14 protein-coding genes and 1 tRNA gene are annotated in these 20,024 nt (G+C 63.0%); 9 read left to right on the top strand and 6 right to left on the bottom strand.

All coding sequences use genetic code 11. The annotated features are described in order from the left end of the window. Positions 1 to 33 precede the first annotated feature (33 nt). A complete protein-coding gene (locus QA635_RS06195) occupies positions 34 to 1,344 on the bottom strand; it encodes an autotransporter strand-loop-strand O-heptosyltransferase (RefSeq protein ID WP_283067843.1) in 1,311 nt (436 codons plus the stop codon). 145 nt (positions 1,345 to 1,489) lie between these two features. Here QA635_RS06195 and QA635_RS06190 point away from each other — a divergent pair, with 145 nt between their 5' ends. Next, on the top strand, positions 1,490 to 2,293 hold the full coding sequence (locus tag QA635_RS06190) for an FkbM family methyltransferase (RefSeq protein WP_283067841.1): 804 nt from the start codon (positions 1,490 to 1,492) through the stop codon (positions 2,291 to 2,293). Positions 2,294 to 2,312: 19 nt separating this feature from the next. On the opposite strand, the gene QA635_RS06185 is transcribed toward QA635_RS06190, so the two are convergent. Together QA635_RS06185 and QA635_RS06180 are read right to left on the bottom strand one after the other, a co-directional pair. Next, on the bottom strand, positions 2,313 to 3,725 hold the full coding sequence (locus QA635_RS06185; RefSeq protein ID WP_057017786.1) for an HlyD family type I secretion periplasmic adaptor subunit: 1,413 nt from the start codon (positions 3,723 to 3,725) through the stop codon (positions 2,313 to 2,315). Then, the gene (locus QA635_RS06180) at positions 3,709 to 5,850 is read right to left on the bottom strand and encodes a type I secretion system permease/ATPase (protein WP_283067839.1); all 2,142 of its coding nucleotides are present in this window, start codon (positions 5,848 to 5,850) and stop codon (positions 3,709 to 3,711) included. Before QA635_RS06180 ends, QA635_RS06185 begins: the two co-directional genes overlap by 17 nt. Before the next feature lie 406 nt (positions 5,851 to 6,256). On the opposite strand from QA635_RS06180, the gene QA635_RS06175 reads away from it, so the two are divergent. Continuing rightward, a complete protein-coding gene (locus QA635_RS06175; RefSeq protein WP_283067837.1) occupies positions 6,257 to 9,907 on the top strand; it encodes a hypothetical protein in 3,651 nt (1,216 codons plus the stop codon). Between the two features lie 132 nt (positions 9,908 to 10,039). On the opposite strand, the gene QA635_RS06170 is transcribed toward QA635_RS06175, so the two are convergent. Continuing rightward, positions 10,040 to 10,116, bottom strand: a tRNA-Met gene (locus tag QA635_RS06170). A gap of 318 nt (positions 10,117 to 10,434) precedes the next feature. Here QA635_RS06170 and QA635_RS06165 point away from each other — a divergent pair. After that, on the top strand, positions 10,435 to 11,868 hold the full coding sequence (locus QA635_RS06165; protein WP_283067835.1) for a coniferyl aldehyde dehydrogenase: 1,434 nt from the start codon (positions 10,435 to 10,437) through the stop codon (positions 11,866 to 11,868). 113 nt (positions 11,869 to 11,981) lie between these two features. After that, positions 11,982 to 13,592 carry a GMC family oxidoreductase gene (locus QA635_RS06160; protein ID WP_283067833.1) on the top strand — a complete coding sequence of 537 codons (1,611 nt, stop codon included), beginning with the start codon at positions 11,982 to 11,984 and terminating at the stop codon, positions 13,590 to 13,592. Positions 13,593 to 13,955: 363 nt separating this feature from the next. Here the strand turns inward: QA635_RS06160 and QA635_RS06155 are convergent, their stop codons facing one another. Next, entirely contained in the window at positions 13,956 to 14,717 is a 762-nt protein-coding gene (locus QA635_RS06155; protein WP_283067831.1) for an SDR family NAD(P)-dependent oxidoreductase, read from the bottom strand. Positions 14,718 to 14,827: 110 nt separating this feature from the next. Between QA635_RS06155 and QA635_RS06150 the strand changes: the two genes are divergently transcribed. The 3 genes from QA635_RS06150 to QA635_RS06140 all read left to right on the top strand — a co-directional run bounded on the left by QA635_RS06150 (position 14,828) and on the right by QA635_RS06140 (position 17,415). Continuing rightward, complete coding sequence (locus tag QA635_RS06150) at positions 14,828 to 15,343, top strand: CvpA family protein (protein WP_283067829.1); 516 nt, start codon at positions 14,828 to 14,830, stop codon at positions 15,341 to 15,343. A gap of 133 nt (positions 15,344 to 15,476) precedes the next feature. Next, complete coding sequence (locus QA635_RS06145) at positions 15,477 to 16,259, top strand: SDR family oxidoreductase (RefSeq protein WP_050385630.1); 783 nt, start codon at positions 15,477 to 15,479, stop codon at positions 16,257 to 16,259. Positions 16,260 to 16,425: 166 nt separating this feature from the next. Further along, positions 16,426 to 17,415, top strand: a complete 990-nt coding sequence (locus QA635_RS06140) for an NADPH:quinone reductase (protein WP_283067824.1) — start codon at positions 16,426 to 16,428, stop codon at positions 17,413 to 17,415. Positions 17,416 to 17,652: 237 nt separating this feature from the next. Here QA635_RS06140 and QA635_RS06135 read toward each other — a convergent pair whose 3' ends face one another. Beyond that, positions 17,653 to 18,066 carry a DUF3775 domain-containing protein gene (locus tag QA635_RS06135; protein ID WP_225645345.1) on the bottom strand — a complete coding sequence of 138 codons (414 nt, stop codon included), beginning with the start codon at positions 18,064 to 18,066 and terminating at the stop codon, positions 17,653 to 17,655. Positions 18,067 to 18,185: 119 nt separating this feature from the next. Between QA635_RS06135 and QA635_RS06130 the strand changes: the two genes are divergently transcribed. Together QA635_RS06130 and QA635_RS06125 are read left to right on the top strand one after the other, a co-directional pair. Continuing rightward, positions 18,186 to 19,034, top strand: coding sequence for an MBL fold metallo-hydrolase (locus QA635_RS06130; protein WP_283067821.1), 849 nt, complete (start codon positions 18,186 to 18,188; stop codon positions 19,032 to 19,034). Between the two features lie 140 nt (positions 19,035 to 19,174). After that, entirely contained in the window at positions 19,175 to 20,017 is an 843-nt protein-coding gene (locus QA635_RS06125) for a fumarylacetoacetate hydrolase family protein (protein ID WP_026191869.1), read from the top strand. Positions 20,018 to 20,024: the final 7 nt, after the last annotated feature.

Here is a 20,024-nt window from a genome sequence, read left to right as displayed (position 1 = left end):
GCGCCCCCCAAAAAAATCAGTGCTTGAAAACGGCTAAAGCTTAAATCCAGGAATCGTTCTGATCACCGATTTGACGTGATCCACGGTGATCAGCCTTGTGCACTCGAACTGACGCGGCGTCCCCTTGTGGCGGGGGCACCAAAAGAAATCCTTGTGGTCGAATCGAACTGCCGGATCGTTCCAGCAGCTGTTGCACGCGTGATAGTTGATGACCCGGTAGGGCGTAGCAAATTCATTTGTCGGATGCGTGAATCCCGAGATCATCACGACCGGAGTGCCGACCGCCCAGGCCAGCCACGAAAGCCCGCTGGAAAGGCCGACAAAAAACGCCGCGTGCTTGAGCAGGTTCGCCCGCTCCTGGATCGGCCGATCACCGGTCCAGTCCTCCGCGCCGTTGGGAATGTGATTCCATACCAGCTCGTGGCCGTGCGTCGGCTTCTGATCGATGCAGATCACGCGGTAGCCGGCTTGCGTGAGAAAGCCGGTCAGCTCCCGCCAGCCGGCGGGGTTATTCCAGTATTTGCATTGCGTGGTGCTCTGCACCGCGATGCAGACGTAAGGCTCGGGAAACGGTCTGCGATCATCCGCAAACGAGATGCGGGGCGCCGTCTCGACGGGATCGACGCCGAGGATGTAGCCCGCGGTCCGGTGCAGCCCGACATGGCGGAAGTCGCACGGCTGAAACACGAAGTTCTTGTCGTCGAAGAACAATCCGACGCTGTACGTGGCGTAGTAGCGGTCGGTCTGAATTTCCTCGTGGGTGACGAAGTTGATCTCGGGATACGCATCCCGGAACAGCGGAATCAACTTTTCCGCCATCGCACAGGTCAGCCTGCACCCATGCGCTTCCCCGAACTTCGCCACATAGGGAAACCAGCCGATCGTGTCGCCCAGGGTGCCGATCGGAAGCTGGATCAGGACGTGACGGTCCCTCGCATTGTACTCGTGCGAGAACACGACCTCATCGCCTTGCAGAACCTCGATCCGGAAACGAACATAATACCGCTTTGAGCTGTTGACCCGGCCGCCCGCGAACTGCGTCTCGAAAAGAAGATTGCCGCACTCGACGTCCCAGATCCGCACGCGCCAGGGAGTTTCGGCCTCGGGACAGAATACCCGGGCGCCATCGTTGAAGTCGAAGCGCAGTCCCTTGGGACCCACTTGAGTCGGCAGTTCGGCGGCCGCGGGATAGGCAGGCTTCGGCGCGTCGGCATCTGACGAAACAGCGTCCGACTTGACCGGTACGGCGCTGGTCGAACGATCAACGATTACTTTGGGTTGGTCAGTCACATGGTCAATCGAGCGCTTCAGCCCGATCGCCGGCGCGACGGCAATGGCATTCACGAATATCCCCTGCCCCTGAAATATAAATAACGCTAAAAAAGTAGACGGAACGTAAGCGAGATTGACAACCGCGTCAACGGACGAAACCTTGGCGAGTACCCCTCCCGGCCGCTTCCGCCGGCGCAGACACAAAGAAATACAATCGATGAGCCGCAACCCCAGCAAGGTCCCATTCGTCATCGCGGCGTCAGCGCACGGCCCGCTGATAGTAAACCGGCTGGACTACCACACGGCGGGCGAGCACACCTTTGGAGTCGGGATCCAAATCCTCGAGCACGGCGTGTTCGATGCCACCGAAATCGAGCTGACGAAGGGCCTTCTTGCACTGCGAAGAACCTATCGGGGCGATGGCGTCGTCGCGATCGACTGCGGCGCAAACATCGGCGTTCACACCATCGAATGGTCCAAGCATATGGACGGTTGGGGCTCGGTCCTTGCAATCGAAGCGCAGGAGCGGGTCTATTATGCGCTTGCCGGCAACATCGCGATCAACAACTGCTTTAATGCGAAGGCCATACACGCAGTTATTTCGTCGGAAACCGGAAAAACCCGGGTGCCAACCTTAAGCCACCAGGAGCCCGCGAGCTTCGGGAGCCTGGAGGTGACGCGACGCCCGGCTACCGAGCAGATCGGCCAGAAGGTCGATTATTCCGAGGCCAACAGCACCGAAACGGCGATGGTCACCCTGGATTCGCTGAAGCTGAGCCGCTGCGATCTGATCAAGATCGACGTCGAAGGGATGGAATTGAAGGTGCTGGAAGGGGCCGGCGCAACGATCCAGCAGCATCACCCCGTCATCCACGCCGAATTCATCAAGACCGACAAGGCTGAGCTCGTTCGCAGGCTGAACGGCCATGGATACCGGACGTACGACGCCGGGCAAAACTGCCTTGCGATACACGAATCCGATCCAAGCTTGAGCCACGTGGAAACCCGGAGCCCGTCATGACGGGGCGACCTGTCGGCTTTCACCGCTCTCGGAGTGCATCCTGCCGGTAGCGCATGATCGGCGACAGCAAATAGCTCATGACGCTGCGGGCGCCCGTCCGGATTTGGACGGTGACGGCCATCCCCGGCGAAAGACTGATCTCCTTGTCGTCGATGATCATCTTGGTCCGGTCAATTGAGACATGCGCGATATACGCCGGCGCCTGGCCCTTCGGCTCACTGCTTTCTTCGGTCCCTCCGCCATTCGTCTCGCGGGCCGAGTCCCGCGACCTGTCCCGGGAGACAGAATCGCGCGAGACGCTGACGATCCTGCCGTGCAGCAGGCCGTAACGCGTGAAGTTGAAAGTATCGACCTTGATCTCGGCGTCCTGACCCGGGTGCACAAAGCCGATGTCGCGATTTGAAACCATCGCTTCGATTTCGATCTGATTATCGCTCGGCACCACCACCGCGAGCGTCTGGGCGGGAGTTACGACCCCGCCGACCGTGTGCACGGCCAGTTGCTGCACCACGCCATCGATGGGCGCCGCAAGCTTCTGAAGCTTCGTCCGGTGCTCGGCCTTGGCCACCTCGTCCTTGAGGCTGCCGGCCTTCTGCGTCGCCTTGGCCAGATCATCGTACAAGCGGTGGCGGTATTCCGAGACGAGCTTGGCGCGCGTCTCATCGAGGGCTGCCACGGCTGCATTGGCCTCTTCGAGCTTGCTCCGCTGCACCAGGATGTCCTGCTGCAGCCCGACGAGTTCCTGGAGCTCCGACAAATATTGCAGCTTCGAGCCGTACTCCCTGTCGGCCAAGTACTTGCGAACCCCGACCCGCTCTTGCAGCACCGGAAGCAAAGCATCGATCTTCGCGATGCCGGCCTCGATTGTCCTGGTCTCCGCGACCTTCTGGACCCGTTGCCGATCCAGTTCCGCCAGCTTGGCGCGCTGCTCCGAATCCTGGCTCCGCAAGAACTCCAGGTGCATTTTAATCAAGGCGGGCGGCGTGTCGTCCGGCGCCCCGTCAAGCGCGCCGGTGTTTCCGTCGAGTGCGGAGCGCGTGCGCGAAATGTCCAGCAATGCCGAGAGAAGATCGTTTTTCAGGTGCTGGAGCTCCGCCTGATTGCTCGTCGGATCCAGCTCGATCAGAACCTCGCCCGCCTTGACGGTCTGGCCGTCGCGAACGTGAATGGCCCGGACCACGCCGATTTCGAGCGGCTGAACCAGCTTGACACGATCGCCCGGCACGATCTTTCCCGATGCAGAGGCAACGATGTCGATCTTGCCGAGACCGGCCCACGCGACCGCGCAACAGAACAACGCGGCAATCAGGACGCCGGTAAGTCTGGCCGTGGGAGATGGCGGCGTCTCGACGATTTCGAGGGCGGCCGGCAGGAAAGCCAGTTCGTCCCTCGATTTACCCCCGGCCGGAAGCGCTTCACGAGCCGACTTCATGGATCCCCGCCTGCAACCGGTACAGTGACGCGTATCTTCCGCCTGTGCTGAGCAACTCCTCGTGGGATCCCTGTTCGACAAGCCGCCCGCGATCGATGGTGATGATTCGATCGGTGCGCCTGACCGCGGACAGACGATGCGCAATGACAAAGACCGTTCGCCCCTTCACGATCCGGTTCATGTTGTCCTGAATGACCCTTTCGCTTTCATAGTCCAGCGAGCTGGTCGCTTCGTCGAAGATCAGGATGCGCGGGTCGGTGATAAGGGCCCGCGCGATCGCGATACGCTGCCGCTGCCCCCCCGACAGGCTGTTGCCGCGCTCGCCTACGACAGTGTCGTAGCCTTCCGGCAGCTCCAGGATGAACTCATGAGCTCCCGCAAGCTGGGCCGCCGCGATCACCTGCTGCATCGGAGCGGCCGGGTCGGCGAGCGCGATGTTTTCCCGTACGCTGCGATTGAACAGCACGTTCTCTTGCAGGACGACGCCGACCTGGCGACGCAGCCACGCCGGATCGACCATCGCAAGATCGACTCCATCGACAAGGACCCTGCCCTTTTCCGGGACATAAAGGCGCTGGACCAGCTTCGTGAAGGTGCTCTTGCCTGAGCCGGACGGACCGACGATGCCGACGACTTGGCCGGCGGGAATGTTGATGTTGATGTCGTGCAGCACTTCCGGCCCATCCACACGATATCGGAAGGACACGTGCTCGAGTGTGACCTGGCCCTTGATGGGAGGCGGCACCGCGCGACCGGGATTGAACGTCTGCTCCGCCGGGGTGTTCAGGATATCGCCCAGCCGCGCGACCGAGAGCCTGGCCTGATGGAAGTCCTGCCAGAGCTGCGCCAGTCTCAGGACCGGAGCGCTGACGCGCGAGGAGAACATGTTGAAGGCGATCAACTCGCCCACCGTAAGGCTGCCGTCGATCACCAGCTTGGCACCGGCGTAAAGGATCACCGCGGTGACGAGCTTGCTCACGAACTGAACCGATTGGCTCGCAACATTCGCCAGACTGAGCACGCGGAAGCTCGCGGCAACGTACTCGGCAAGCTGCTCCTCCCAGCGGCGCTGCATCTGCGGTTCGAGCGCCATGGCCTTGATCGTCTCGACACCCGTTACGCTCTCGACAAGAAAGGCCTGGTTTTCGGCGCCGCGCTCGAATTTGGTGTCCAGGCGCTGACGGAACAGCGGCGTCGCGCCGGCCGAGATACCGACATAGAGCGGGAAGGATCCAAGGACGATCCAGGTCAGGATCGGCGAGTAGACGAACATCACCGCGATGAAAACTGCGGTGAAGAACAGATCGATCACCACCGTAAGGGCAGATCCGGTCAGGAAGTTGCGAATGTTCTCGAGCTCGCGGACCCGCGCAACCGAGTCGCCGACCCGGCGCGCCTGAAAGTAGGCAATCGGAAGGCCAATGAGGTGCCGGAACAGGCGGGCTCCCAGTTCGACGTCGATCCTGTTCGTCACGTGAGAGAACAGGTATGTCCGCAATATGCCGAGGGCCGTCTCAAAAACCGCAATGCCTATCAAACCCACCGCGAGCACGTCGAGCGTACTGAGCGTGTGATTAACGAGGACCTTGTCGATCACCACCTGGAAGAACAGCGGCGACACGAGCGCAAACAGCTGCAAGAAAAAGGAGGCGATCAACACCTCCAGGAAATGGTAGCGATATTTGTGAATGGCTCCCAGAAACCATGACAAATCAAAGCGACGGGCAAGGTTGACCAGTCCCGCCCGGCGGCTCACCAGGATCAACCGGCCGGCCCACACCGCCTCCAGGTCGGCCCTCGTGATCAACTCCGGGCGCTCCGACAGGGGTGACTGAACGAGGATCTTGTCTGCGCCCACCTTGGCAAGGATCAGATGGCCGCCGTCGCGCAACAGGGCAATGGCAGGAAGCGGGACCTTCTCCAGCCTCAACCAGTTGCTGCTCACCTCGCGGGCCTTGACGCCGGTCGAGCGCGCGTAGCGCAGCATCTCCGGCGTTCCGAACGAGCTATTCCCGAATTGATGACGAATCTGATCGACATCGGCCGGGATACCGTGAAAACGCAGCAACATCACGAGTGCAACTATCCCGCTGTCTGCTGTGCTGCCGCCCCGCGTTTCAATCATTTCACGATTAATCTGTTGAGTAGCTGAAATTGACTGCAGTCGAATGAGCCGGGCTTGCCGTAAGCGCGCCCTGCCCCCGCCCTTACAACCTCGCCGTCAGTGCAAACTGACTGTTCGCAGCGAACCAAAGAGCAGCAGATGAATATGACAGCCAGAGTACTATGGCTCTCCGGCGAGATGCAATTGGCGTTATGAACGGCCGCGCCGGATTCGCGAGCTCGATCATGCCGATCGAGGAACCCTTAGCGGAGCCGTTCGAACTCGGGCCGAGGTCCGTAGTCTTACGGATCGCGGCACGGATGCCGCGTCGGCGCCGGCCCCCTTGACGTCTGTTGACTACACCGCGGCAGTCAGTTGAATGTCACTTATTACGCCCGCGCTACCATAGATTGAAAGTCCGACCGAGATGCCCTGGAATTATTCAGTAACATTGAACGATCCGTCGAACGTCGGCGGATCCGCTGACGCGTCTCTCGTTTACGATCTTGAGCAGGCCCTCAACATTTGGCAGCAATATATCCTGGGCATCGGCACTCTGGTTGTGTCGCTCAACATCCTGCCGACCGCCGTTGGCCGTGCCGATGGCGGGCCTACCTCCAGCTACTACATCGGCTCAAGCGGCGGGCTCGCCGTGTACGAGCCATCCAGCCAGTACGAGCTGACCACCGGACAGCATGTCCCCGGCACGACGAGCGACATCACCATCAACATCGACCCCGGCTACTTCCAGTACATCGACCTGGACTACGGCCTGACCTACTCCAGTCAGGTCCCTGGAAACGTGATCAATCCGATCGACGTTTTTCTCCACGAGCTTATGCATGGCTTCGGCATGGTGGGCTGGTACAACCAGAGCGGCCAGCTGGCCGGCGCCTACGAATCGACGTTCGACACCCTGATTCAAAAGACCGCATACGGCGCTTACTTTGTCGGTGCCAATGCCGAGGCCGCTTACGGCGGCCCGGTGCCTTTGACCACGAACAGCACCACCCAGAACTACTACCACTTCGGCAATCAGCAATCCGACCTCTATGCCAGTCCCTCGACCGTTCAGGATCCTCTCACGCTGGACCTGATGAACGGGGTCGTTTTCTACGGCAATTACCAGTACGCGATCTCTAACCTCGACATCGGAATTCTGAAGGATCTCGGATACAGCATCCGGACGACACCGGTCGTGACGGCGGCCGATCAGGCCGCGGCTCGAAATCAGGTTTTTTCCGCCTCGTCACTGTTCTCGGTGAACATGGCTGCGGGCGATAGCATCACCCAATATGCCCTGTGGGACAGCAACGGCTACGGTCACTGGACGGTGAACGGAATAGTCCAGGGCACCAACACAGAGATCGACATCAGCGCTTCGCAGCTGGCTCAAACGAGCTACCAGGCCGGACCCGGCTCGGACACGCTGTGGATCAGAGCCTTCGACGGCTATTTGTGGAGCGACTGGAAATCCTTTGTGATTTCTCCGGCCGATCGCGCCCCAACGGTCACGGCCACCAACGTGACCGGCACGCACGGGCAGCTCTCGCTGGCTGGATCGGGACTGTTCTCGGCCACCGACGCGGATGGCGATGCGGTCACCCAATATGCGTTGTGGGACACCGAGGGCCACGGGCATTGGGCCATCAATGGTGTCACGCAAGCCACCAATGCCGAAATCGACGTCTCGGCCGCCAACATCTCGCAAGTGAGTTATATGTTCGGCACAGCCTCAGACACGCTCTGGGTCCGGGCATATGACGGATATCTCTGGGGCGCATGGGTTCGTTTCACGGCAACCCCATTTGCGAACCATCCGCCGGTGGCCAACGCAACCGACGTTTCGGCCACCCACAACCAGAACATCGCCGCATCGGGTCTCTTCAGTGCGACCGACTCCGATGGAGACACGATCGTCGGCTATCAGGTTTGGGATTCAACGACCGATCCCGCCAGCGGCCATTGGGTGATCGGCGGGGTGGCGCAAGCGTCCAGCATAGCCATTGATGTGACGCCCGCGCAATTGACCAACACCTCGTTCCAGACCGGCTCCGGCTCGGATGATCTCTGGGTGCGAGCCAATGACGGCACCGCATGGGGGGCCTGGAAAGAGTTTCACGTCAACGCGCCGGTCGACCATGCTCCTGTGGCGAGCGCGTCGGATCTGACCGCCACGCATGGCCAGACTGTCGCGGCGGCAAGCCTGTTCACGGTCAACGACGCCGACAGCGATGCAATGACCAACTACCAGTTCTGGGACTCGACCGCCGATCCTGCCAGCGGGCATTTTGTCGTGGCCGGCGTCGCGCAGCCCACCGGCCAGAGCATCGATGTGAGCGCGGCACAACTGGCCAATACATCGTTCCAGAGCGGCTCGGGTTCCGACGACCTATGGGTCCGAGCCTTTGATGGCATGACATGGAGCAACTGGAAGGAGTTCCACGTCAACGCGCCGATCGACCATGCTCCTGTGGCGATCGTGTCGGACGTGACCGCCACCCATGGCCAGGATATCGCAGCGGCAAGCCTGTTCATGGTCAGCGACGCCGACAGCGATGCGATGACCAGCTATCAATTCTGGGACTCGACCGCCGATCCTGCCAGCGGGCATTTTGTCGTGGCCGGCGTCACGCAGCCCACCGGCCAGAGCATCGATGTGAGCGCGGCACAACTGGCCAATACATCGTTCCAGAGCGGCTCGGGTTCCGACGACCTATGGGTCCGAGCCTTTGATGGCATGACATGGAGCAACTGGAAGGAGTTCCACGTCAACGCGCCGATCGACCATGCTCCTGTGGTGATCGTGTCGGACGTGACCGCCACCCATGGCCAGGATATCGCAGCCGCAAGCCTGTTCATGGTCAGCGACGCCGACAGCGATGCGATGACCAGCTATCAATTCTGGGACTCGACCGCCGATCCTGCCAGCGGGCATTTTGTCGTGGCCGGCGTCACGCAGCCCACCGGCCAGAACATCGATGTGAGCGCGGCGCAACTGGCCAGTACATCGTTCCAGAGCGGATCGGGTTCTGACGACCTCTGGGTGCGAGCCTTTGATGGCATGACATGGAGCAACTGGAAAGAGTTCCACGTCAACGCGCCGATCGACCATGCTCCTGTGGCGATCGTGTCGGATCTGACCGCCACCCATGGCCAGGATATCGCAGCGGCAAGCCTGTTCATGGTCAGCGACGCCGACAGCGATGCGATGATCAGCTATCAATTCTGGGACTCGACCGCCGATCCTGCCAGCGGGCATTTTGTCGTGGCCGGCGTCACGCAGCCCACCGGCCAGAACATCGATGTGAGCGCGGCGCAACTGGCCAATACATCGTTCCAGAGCGGATCGGGTTCTGACGACCTCTGGGTGCGAGCCTTTGATGGCATGACATGGAGCAACTGGAAGGAGTTTCACGTCAATGCCCCGATCGACAACCTTCCGATCGTCACGGCCGCCGACTATTCGGCGAGCCACAGCCAGGACGTCTTGGCCTCGACGCTGTTCTCGATCACCGACGCGGATGCCGACACAATCACAAACTATCAGGTGTGGGATTCGACGGTGGATGCGAGCAGCGGGCACTGGGTGGTCGGGGGAGTCGCCCAAGGCACCAATGCCGCCATCAATGTCACGGCCGCTCAACTTTCGAGCACAAGCTTTCAAAGCGGATCGGGTTCGGACGATCTCTGGGTGAGGGCCTACGACGGCTTTGCCTGGGGGGCGTGGAAGGAATTTCACGTCACCGCGCCGGTTGACAGCGCTCCGTTAGTGACCGCGTCCGACTTCCATGCGACGGCCAATCAGAGCGTGGCCGCCTTGACCCTGTTTTCAGTCACGGATGCCGACGGCGACAGTATCGCACAATATCAACTCTGGGATTCGACGCCGTCGGCAAGCAGCGGCCACTGGAGCATTGGCGGGACTGCGCAGCCCACCGGCACCGCCATCAACGTCAGCGCGGCCCAAATTGCGAGCACGTCGTTCCAGGGCGGCACCGTGCCTGACGACCTCTGGGTTCGCGCCACCGATGGCATCAGCTGGAGTGCGTGGCACGAATTCCATTTCATCGTCTAGGGAGCGGCCCGCGTTGCGGAAACGCCGTGATCTGCGCCCAATCGTTCGACGACACGAGGCCCGATTGTCCTCCCAAAGCAAAAATGGCCCGCGAAATGCGGGCCATTTTATCGGAACCGGTTGGTCCGGACTTGGTTGCGGGGATAGGATTTGAACCTATGACCTTCAGGTTATGAGCCTGACGAGCTACCGGGCTGCTCCACCCCGCGTTAAACCGTTGCGTGCCTTGCAGAAAGGGTGCCTAAGCCGGCCGGCCAACGCTTTTCAACGGCGCCGATCGATCCGTCCGGGGGCTTCCTGAGAAGGCGACCCGGGCCGAAGCCATCGGGTGCGGGGGGTATGTATCAACGTGAGCCCGGTTTGGAAAGCCCCGGATGCGGGTTTTTGAGGATTTTGTGACGTCGAAATCGCCGGCTGGTCCCGGCAGGATTTACCGCCGGGAACCGGGCCTTGCCAGACCGCGCGCAAAAGCGGAGCTTGGCGCGCAACAAATACGTCAAGAAAACGTCATCCGAGGGGGAAATGCCATGGACCGGCCATTGAAGAGCCCGGGGCTGCATGGGCTTGAGGAGGCCTTTCATCGCCAGTTCGAGCTGTCGCGCAGCGAGCCGGCGCCGACATTGCAGGCACGGCTCGACCGACTGCGCCGCCTGCGCGCCGCGCTGACCGAGAACGAGGCGCGATTCGAGGCGGCGATCTCGGCCGATTTCGGCCACCGCTCCACCGTCGAGACCGCGATCACCGAGACCATGCTGGCGCTCGGCGAGATCAGGCACGCGGCCAGGCACCTCAAGGGCTGGATGACGCCGCGGAAGGTCCCGACCACGCTGCAGTTCGCGCCGGCCAAGAACCGGCTGATGCCGCAGCCGCTCGGCGTGGTCGGCATCATCGCGCCGTGGAATTATCCGCTGCAGCTGACCCTGGCGCCCGCGGTCGCCGCGATCGCGGCCGGCAACCGCGCCATCATCAAGCCGAGCGAGCTGGTGCCGCGCTTCTCCGAGCTGCTGGCGGAGACGATCGCCAAGAAATTCGACGTCACCGAGCTCGCGGTCACCGAGATCGACGACGAAATCGCAAGGGCGTTTGCCGCGCTGCCGTTCGATCATCTGATCTTCACCGGCTCGACCCGGGTCGGCCGGCTGGTGGCCGAAGCCTGTGGCCGCAATTTGACGCCGGTGACGCTCGAGCTCGGCGGCAAGTCGCCCGTGATCGTCGACGGCTCCGCCGACATCGACGAAGCCGCGCAGCGCATCGCCTATGGCAAGCTGCTCAATGCCGGCCAGACCTGCATCGCGCCCGATTACGCGCTGGTGCCGCAGGCCTCGGTGCAACCCTTCGCGATGCGGCTGCAGGGTCACATGCAGCACATGTTCGGTACCGATCCCGATAACGCCGATTACACGTCGATCGTCTCGGATCGGCACTATGCACGGCTCGAGGGGCTGGTCGGCGACGCCGCCGCGAAAGGCGCGACCATCATGCAGCCGGCAGCGCCGAACGACCGCGAGTGGAAGGCGAGGCGCAAATTTCCGCCGACCGTGATCGTCGACGCGACGCCGGACATGACGGTGATGCAGGAGGAGATCTTCGGGCCGCTGTTGCCGGTCATCGGCGTGCGCGATGCGGCGGAGGCGATCGCCTTCGTCAACAGCCGCGATCGCCCGCTGGCGCTGTACTGGTTCGGCACCGACAGCGCCGCCCGCGATGCGGTGCTGGCGCGCACGGTGTCCGGCGGCGTCACCGTCAATGACTGCCTGTTCCACTTCGCGCAGGCCCATCAACCGATGGGCGGCGTCGGCGCCTCCGGCACGGGCGCCTATCACGGCGAGTGGGGATTCAAGACGCTGACCAAATTCAAGCCGGTGTTCTACCGCTCGCGCTTCAACCGGCTTGCCGATCTCTATCCGCCCTATGGCGCGAAGGTCGCGCGGCTGGAGAAGCTGATGCGGATGTTATCGTAGGATTCACACCGTCATTGCGAGCGCAGCGAAGCAATCCATGGCGCCGCATACGGATAGATGGATTGCTTCCCTTCGCTCGCAATGACGCAAAACGAAGATCGGGGGGAACATTCGTGACTGACACATTCGATTTCGTCGTGATAGGCGCAGGCTCCGGCGGCTGCGCGGTGGCTGGGCGGCTGTCGGAGGATCCGGCGACGTCGGTGGCGCTGCTCGATGCCGGCGGCACCAACGACAATTGGGTCGTCACCACGCCCGGCGCGCTGGTGCTGATGGTCGCGGGCACCGTCAACAACTGGGCCTTCAACACGGTGCCGCAGAAAGGCCTCAACGGCCGCATCGGCTACCAGCCGCGCGGCAAGGGGCTCGGCGGTTCCTCGGCGATCAACGCGATGGTCTACATTCGCGGCCATCGCGCCGACTACGACCACTGGGCCGCGCTCGGCAATGCCGGCTGGGCGTTCGCCGACGTGCTGCCCTATTTCAAGCGCTCGGAAGACAATTCCGATTTCGACGACGAGTATCACGGCAAGGGCGGCCCGCTCGCCGTCAACAAGCTGCGCTCCGGCAATCCGATCCAGCAGACCTTTCTGCAGGCGGCGCAGGAGGCGCAATTCCGCATCCGCGAGGATTTCAATGCCGACGACCATGAGGGCCTCGGCATCTACCAGGTAACGCAACGCAACGGCGAGCGCTGGAGCGCGGCACGCGCCTATGTGCATCCGCATATCGGCAGGCGTCCCAACCTTCGCGTCGAGACCAATGCGCACGCGACGCGCATCCTGTTCGAGGGCAAGCGCGCGGTCGGCGTCGAATACCGGCACGGCAAGGAGCTGAAGCAGCTCCGCGCGCGGCGCGAAGTCCTGCTTGCCGCCGGCGCGTTCCAGTCGCCGCAGCTGTTGATGCTGTCGGGCGTCGGCGATGCCGCAGCGCTCGGCAAGCACGGCCTCGCCAGCGTGCATCATCTGCCCGGCGTCGGCCAAAACCTGCAGGACCATCCCGATTTCATCTTCGGCTACATGTCCGACAATCCGAACTTCGCCGGCATCTCGCTGAAGGGCATGCCGCGGCTCGTCCGCGCCATCATGCAATATCGGCGCGAGCGCCGCGGCCCCCTCACCTCGAACTTCGCCGAATGCGGCGGCTTCCTGAAGACGCGGCCCGATCTCGACATCCCCGACATCCAGCTGCATTTCGGCATGGCGATGGTCGACGACCACGGCCGCAAGCGCCACGGCGGCACCGGCTTCTCCTGCCATGTCTGCCTGCTCCGGCCGAAGAGCCGCGGCAGCGTCGCGCTGGCGGGCAGCGACCCGATGCAGGCGCCGCTGATCGATCCCAACTTCCTCGGCGAGGAGGCCGATCTCGAATCGATGGTCGCGGGCTACAAGACCACACGACGGCTGATGGAGGCGCCGGCGCTGCGCGCCCTGCAGCAGAAGGATGTCTTCACATCCAACGTCCGCACCGACGACGACATCCGCAGCATCCTGCGCGAGCGCGTCGACACCGTCTATCACCCGGTCGGCACCTGCAAGATGGGTAATACCACCGATCCGCTTGCGGTGGTCGACCCAAAGCTGCGCGTGCACGGACTCGAAGGCCTGCGCGTAGTCGACGCCTCCATCATGCCGACCCTGATCGGCGGCAACACCAATGCACCGACCATCATGATCGGCGAGAAGGCCGCCGACATGATCAGGGCGGAGATGCGGGCGGGGTAACCAAATGCGTAGGGGTGGCCACGGCGCAAGAGCGCCTTTGCCCACCTATGAGACTGCCGTCGCAGGGCCGCACTGGCAAAATATCGAAAACAACCCCATGCAAAGTAGCCGGGGGCTGCCGGCTTCGACACGGCGACTTGACTCGTCGGGCAAATCAGCGGCATTATTCTATTATCCAGAAACCGCGCCGACGGCCCCAGGCCGTGCTTGTGGCTTGATGTCGCTGCAATCGTAGCCCGGATGAAGCGAAGCGTAATCCGGGACCTTCACGCATGCTTCCCGGATTTCGCTGCGCTTCATCCGGGCTACGCACTGATGTGAAACGAGATGGATTGCCGGGTCAAGCCCGGCAATGACGGTCCCTCAATTCAACAGAAACCCGCCATCCACGGTCACCACCGTCCCGGTCATGTAGCGCGAGGCGTTGGAGGCCAGCAGCATGATCGCGCCGTCGAGATCGGACTCGGCGCCGACCCGGCGCTGTGGAATCCGTTTGGCGAGCCGCTCGCCTGCCGGCGTCGACCAGAAATCGTGGTTCATCTCGGTATCGATATAGCCCGGCGCCAGCGCGTTGACGCGGATGTTGTTGCCGGCGAGTTCCAGCGCCATCGCCTTGGTGCCCTGGATCATGCCGGCCTTGGAGATCGCATAGGGCGACACCGCCTTGAGCACGCCCTGTCCGAGCACGGACGCGACGTTGATGATATTGCCCGGCTGCTTGCGCGCCATCATGCGCCGCGCAAGTTCTGTCGCGAGGAAATACGCGCCCTTCAGATTAGCGCCAATCACCGCGTCCCAATCCGCCTCGGTCTGCTCGGTCGACAGTTTCTCGATCGCGATGCCGGCATTGTTGATCAGGACCGTGACCGGACCGAGCGCAGCTTCGGCGGCGTCGAGCGCTTTCGCGATGCCGGAAATATCCGCGACGTCCATCTGCACCGCGGCAGCGCGGCCGCCCTTGGCCTTGATCTCCTCCTCGAGGCTTTTCAGCTTCGCGGTCTGGCGCGCGGCCAGCACCACCGCGGCGCCATGTGCCGCCAGCACGCGGGCGAATTGCCGCCCGAGCCCCTGCGAGGCGCCGGTGATGAGGATGATTTCTTTACTGACATCGAATAGGTCGGACATCGACAGGTTCCCGGATTGAAGCGGACGAGTGATAGCGACAATTGTCCTTGATGTAAGCAGGTTTGATCAACCGGGGGACAGTAGGAGATTGGGGCAGGAATTCCTCATCCATGAACCTCTTCGACTTGGCCGTCATCCTCGGATCGGTGTTCGCGGTGGTGACCGGCTTCACGACCGGCCTGTTGCGCAGCGCGGTCACCATCCTGGCCTATCTCGTCGCCATGCCGCTCGCGGTCGCCGCGCTGGCGATGATCGGGCCCCACATCGCGACGCTGCCGTCGTCGCCGTTTCCGCCCAATGGCGTGCTGCTGTTCGGCCTCTTCCTCCTGATTGGCGTCATCCTCGGAAAGATGGCGCGGACAATGCTCGACGACACCATCGGCGCGGAGATCGGGATCGGCGACCGCCTTGGCGGCGCGCTGCTCGGCGCCATCAGGGTCGGTCTCGTCGTGACCACGCTGGTGCTGGTGTTCGATCAGCTGGTGCCGCTCGCCAGACAGCCGCAATTCCTCAACGGATCGCAATTGCGGTCGTTGTTCTCCGCGGCCGGACAGGCCGGATTCCGGTCGCTGCCGCCCGAAGCCACCATGACGATCGAGCGGCTGCGGCGCGAGCAACGCATCTAGCCCGCCGGCCCACCGCACTGTTCCTGCCCGGCATGCACTTATGCATTGCACGTCCCTTATCGGCGCCGCCGAGCTTGGCTAGACTGGTGCCATCAAACCTTTACAAACCGACCGATATCACAGGGAGTGAACCGTGGATCTTGGAATCAAAGGCCGCCGCGCCATCGTATGCGCATCGAGCAAGGGACTGGGCCGCGCCTGCGCGATCGCGCTCGCCAATGAGGGGGTGCACGTCACCCTGACGGCGCGCGGCGCCGAGGCGCTGAAGCAGACCGCCGACGAAATCCGCAAGGCGCACCCCGGCGTCACCGTCACCGAGATCGTCGGCGACATCACGACGGCGGCGGGACGCGAAGCCGTGCTCAAGGCCTGCCCCGATCCCGACATCCTGATCAACAATGCCGGCGGCCCGCCGCCGGGCGATTTCCGCAACTGGACCCGCGACGACTGGATCAAGGCCATCGACGCCAACATGCTGACGCCGATCGAGCTGATCAAGGCGACCGTCGACGGCATGATGGCGCGCAAGTTCGGCCGCATCGTCAACATCACCTCGGCCGCGGTGAAGGCACCGATCGAGATCCTCGGCCTGTCCAACGGCGCCCGCGCCGGCCTCACCGGCTTCGTCGCCGGCCTGTCGCGCAAGACCGTGATCAACAACGTCACCATCAACGGCCTGCTGCCGGGCCCGTTCGAGACCGACCGCCTGCGCGGCACCGCGAAGCCCGAGGCCGAGAAGCGCGGCATCTCGGCCGAGCAGGTGCTGGCCGAGCGCGCCAAGCTGAACCCCGCCGGCCGCTTCGGCGATCCCGACGAATTCGGCTATGCCTGCGCATTCCTGTGCGGCGCCAAGGCCGGCTTCATCACCGGGCAGAACCTGCTGCTCGACGGCGGTGCTTTCCCAGGTACGCTCTAGTGCCGCCGATTTGAAGCTCCTGCACTGTATGCGGCGAGACCGATTGGGAGCTTCAAATCGGTCAAGCGGCACTAGAGCTTCATGAGTCTTCTAGCGCCCTCTTGCTTTCCGAAGTTCGCGCAAGAGGTCGCTGGACGAGCTCACGAACTTCGGAAAGGGGCGCTAGATGAGAGCTGTTTGGTACGAACGGACCGGCGCGGCGCCGACGGTGCTTACCGTCGGCGAGATGCCGACGCTCGAGGCTGGTCCCGGTGAAGTCCGGGTTCGCCTCGAGGCCTCCGGCGTCAACCCGGCCGATGTCGGCCGCCGCAGCGGCAACTATCGAGCGATGGAATTTCCGCGCGTGATCCCGAACAGCGACGGCGCCGGAATCATCGACCAGGTCGGCAAAGGCGTCACCCGCTTTGCGGTCGGCGATCGCGTCTGGCTGTTCAACGGCCAGCGCAACGGCCGCGCCTTCGGCACCGCGGCCGAATACATCACGCTCGCCGATTACCTGGTGACGCCGCTGCCGCAGGACGTGTCGTTCGCGGCAGGTGCTACGCTCGGCATCCCCTGCATGACCGCGTGGTGCGCGCTGTTTGCCGACGGTCCGATCTCCGGACAAACGGTGCTGGTCACCGGCGGCGCCGGCGCGGTCGGCCACTACGCCGTGCAATTGGCAAAGTGGGGCGGCGCGCGCGTGATCGCGACGGTGAGCTCGCAAGTCAAGGACGTCGAGGCGCGGCTTGCCGGCGCGGACACCGTCGTCAACTACCGGACCGAGGACGTCGTCTCGAAGGTGATGGCCTTCACCGAGAACCGCGGTGTCGACCGCGTGATCGACGTCGATTTCGGCGGCAATCTCGCGACCACGCTGAAGATCATGGCGATGAACTCGACGATCGTGGTCTACGCCACCAACGGCAACCGCACCCCGACGCTGCCGGTGCGCGAATTAATGGAGAAATGCATCACCGTGCGCTCGCTGGTGCTGTTTGCGCTGCCGCCGCCGCTGCTCGCGGCCGCGCAGGCCGACATCACCCAATGGCTGACATCGGGTACCCGCGTGCACAATATCGCCGGGCAATTCGCGCTCGCCGAGACCGCCGACGCCCATCTCGCCGTCGAAAAGGGCGACAAGATCGGCACCGTGATCGTCGACTGCGCGCGATAATCTTCTCCCTCTCCCCGCACGCGGTAGGGCAATCGCATATGGCCGTTTGTGGCGATCGGAGTTCCCACAAACTCGTCATGCCCGGGCTTGTCCCGGGCATCCACGCCTTCGTTTCCACGCGAAGAAAAGACGTGGATGGCCGGGACAAGCCCGGCCATGACGGCGCGGAAGAATCGGTTCATTCCATATGCGATTGCCCTGTGCTTGCGGGGCGAGGTCAGGTGAACATGCGGCTGCTTAGTGGATCGGCGTGATGCGTTCGTCGCTCGGGCCCAGGCCAAACTCGTCGAGTCCTTCGGCCAGGAGATCGCCGAGCATCGGCTCGCCCAACAGATAGTTGGCGACATGGCCGGTGCGTCCGCGCGCCGCCTCGCGGCGCAGATCGGCCCATTCCTCGATCGTGCCGTCGCCGCGGCCGAGCCGCATCAGGGCGACGAGGTCGACCTGCTCGTCCTCGCTGAGCGCGTTGATGAAGCCGGTGATCTCGCGCGCCACCGGATCCCTGCCGTCATCCTCCAGCACATCGATCATGTCGTCGTCGGCGCCGTTCGAGCCGGAGTCGGGATCGACGAGCCCCTCCTTGACGTCGAATTCGCGCGCCTTCTCGATCAAGAAGCCGACCTTTTCAGGGGAGATTGCGAGTTCCGGCATTGCACACTCCTTCGTCCAACGAGGCGGTAACGCAGGAGGCGCCGACTTGATCCATTGCGTCGGCGTGCGGAAACCCGCATGGTCCGGCAAGAGCAACAAAAAAATAGAGGACACGCCGCATGCACTGGACCGTTGGCAAGGTCAGGATCACCAAAGTCGTCGAGCTCGAGACCGTCGGCAGCACCCGCTTCATCCTGCCGCTGGCCGGCCGGGAGGAGATCCAGAGCCTGCCCTGGCTGATCCCGCATTTCGCCAACGAGGAGGGCCGGCTGAAAATGTCGATCCATTCGCTGCTGGTGGAGACGCCGGAGCAGCGCATCATCGTCGACACCGGGCTCGGCAACGACAAGCAGGGCCGCAACGTGCCGACCTGGAACAACCGCAGCGATCCGTTCCTGGAGAAGCTGACCGCGGCCGGATTTACCCCTGACAGCATCGACACCGTGCTGTGCACCCACCTGCATGTCGACCATGTCGGCTGGAACACCAAACTCGTCGGCGGCAAATGGGTGCCGACCTTCGCCAATGCGCGCTACGTCTTCGGCAAGACCGAATACGAGCACTGGCGCGACCATAGCGACGATCCCGCGCATGCCGCTGTGTTCGCCGATTCCGTGAAGCCGATCGCGGATGCCGGCAAGGCCGAGCTGGTGCCGAGCGACCATCGGCTGACCGAGGAGATCACGCTGATCCCGACGCCGGGACACAGCCCCGGCCATATGAGCATCCACATCAGGTCCGGCGGCGAGGAAGGGCTGCTAACCGGCGACGTCGCGCATCATCCCTGCCAGATGTACCACCTCGACTGGTCATCGACCGCGGACTCCGACCAGAAGCAATCGGCCGCGACGCGGCGCGAATTGTTCTCGCGCTTTGCCGATACCCCGACGCTGGTGATCGGCGGGCATTTCAACGCCGGCCACATCAAGCGCGACGGCGACGCGTTCAGGTTTATCGCGCTGGGCTGATTGGACCGAAATGGCCTTGAAATAAGGCTTGGCAGCAATGCAGCGCGCTCAGGGCGGTTGAATTTCCCGGCGCGCTGTTCCATGAAGCGTGTCGAGGTATACCAGTAACAATCCTCAGGAAATCGTAGGGAGTGATCAACATGAAGCTTGTTCGTTATGGCGAAAAGGGTGCGGAAAAGCCCGGTCTGATCGACAAATCCGGCCAGCTCCGCGACCTCTCGGCCCATCTGAAGGACCTGACCGGCGATGCCTACACGCCGGAATCGCTGAAGAAGCTTGCTGCCCTCGATCCCGCCTCCCTGCCCGCCGTCGCCGGCAAGCCGCGCTTCGGCGCCCCCGTCACCGGCATCTCCAAATTCGTCGCGATCGGCCTCAACTATTCCGACCACGCCAAGGAAACCGGCAACCCGATCCCGTCCGAGCCGATCTTCTTCCTGAAGGCCAACACCGCGCTGTCCGGTCCCAACGATCCGGTCGAGAAGCCGCGCGGTTCGACCAAGCTCGACTGGGAAGTCGAGATCGCCGCCATCATCGGCACCCGCGCCAAGTATGTGTCGGAAGCCGACGCGCTGAACCACGTCGCCGGCTACTGCATCTGCAACGACGTCTCCGAGCGCAATTTCCAGATCGAACGCCTCGGCCAGTGGACCAAGGGCAAGTCGCACGACACGTTCGGCCCGGTCGGCCCGTGGCTCGCCACCAAGGACGAAATCGCCGACGTGCAGAAGCTGTCGATGTGGCTCGACGTCAACGGCCAGCGCCGCCAGACCGGCACGACCTCGACCATGATCTTCACGATGGCGAAGTGCATCTCCTACGTCTCGCAGTTCATGACGCTGCTGCCCGGCGACATCGTCACGACCGGCACCCCGCCCGGCGTCGGCACCGGCATGAAGCCGCCGCAATATCTCAATGTCGGCGACGTCGTGACGCTCGGCATCGAAGGCCTCGGCGAGCAGCGCCAGGAAATCGTTGGGGCGTAGTTTACGG

Source organism: Bradyrhizobium brasilense (assembly GCF_029714345.1).
GTDB lineage: Bacteria > Pseudomonadota > Alphaproteobacteria > Rhizobiales > Xanthobacteraceae > Bradyrhizobium > Bradyrhizobium australafricanum.
The sequence above is the reverse complement of the archived record's forward strand: the minus strand, read 5'-3'. Positions and strand labels throughout refer to the sequence as shown.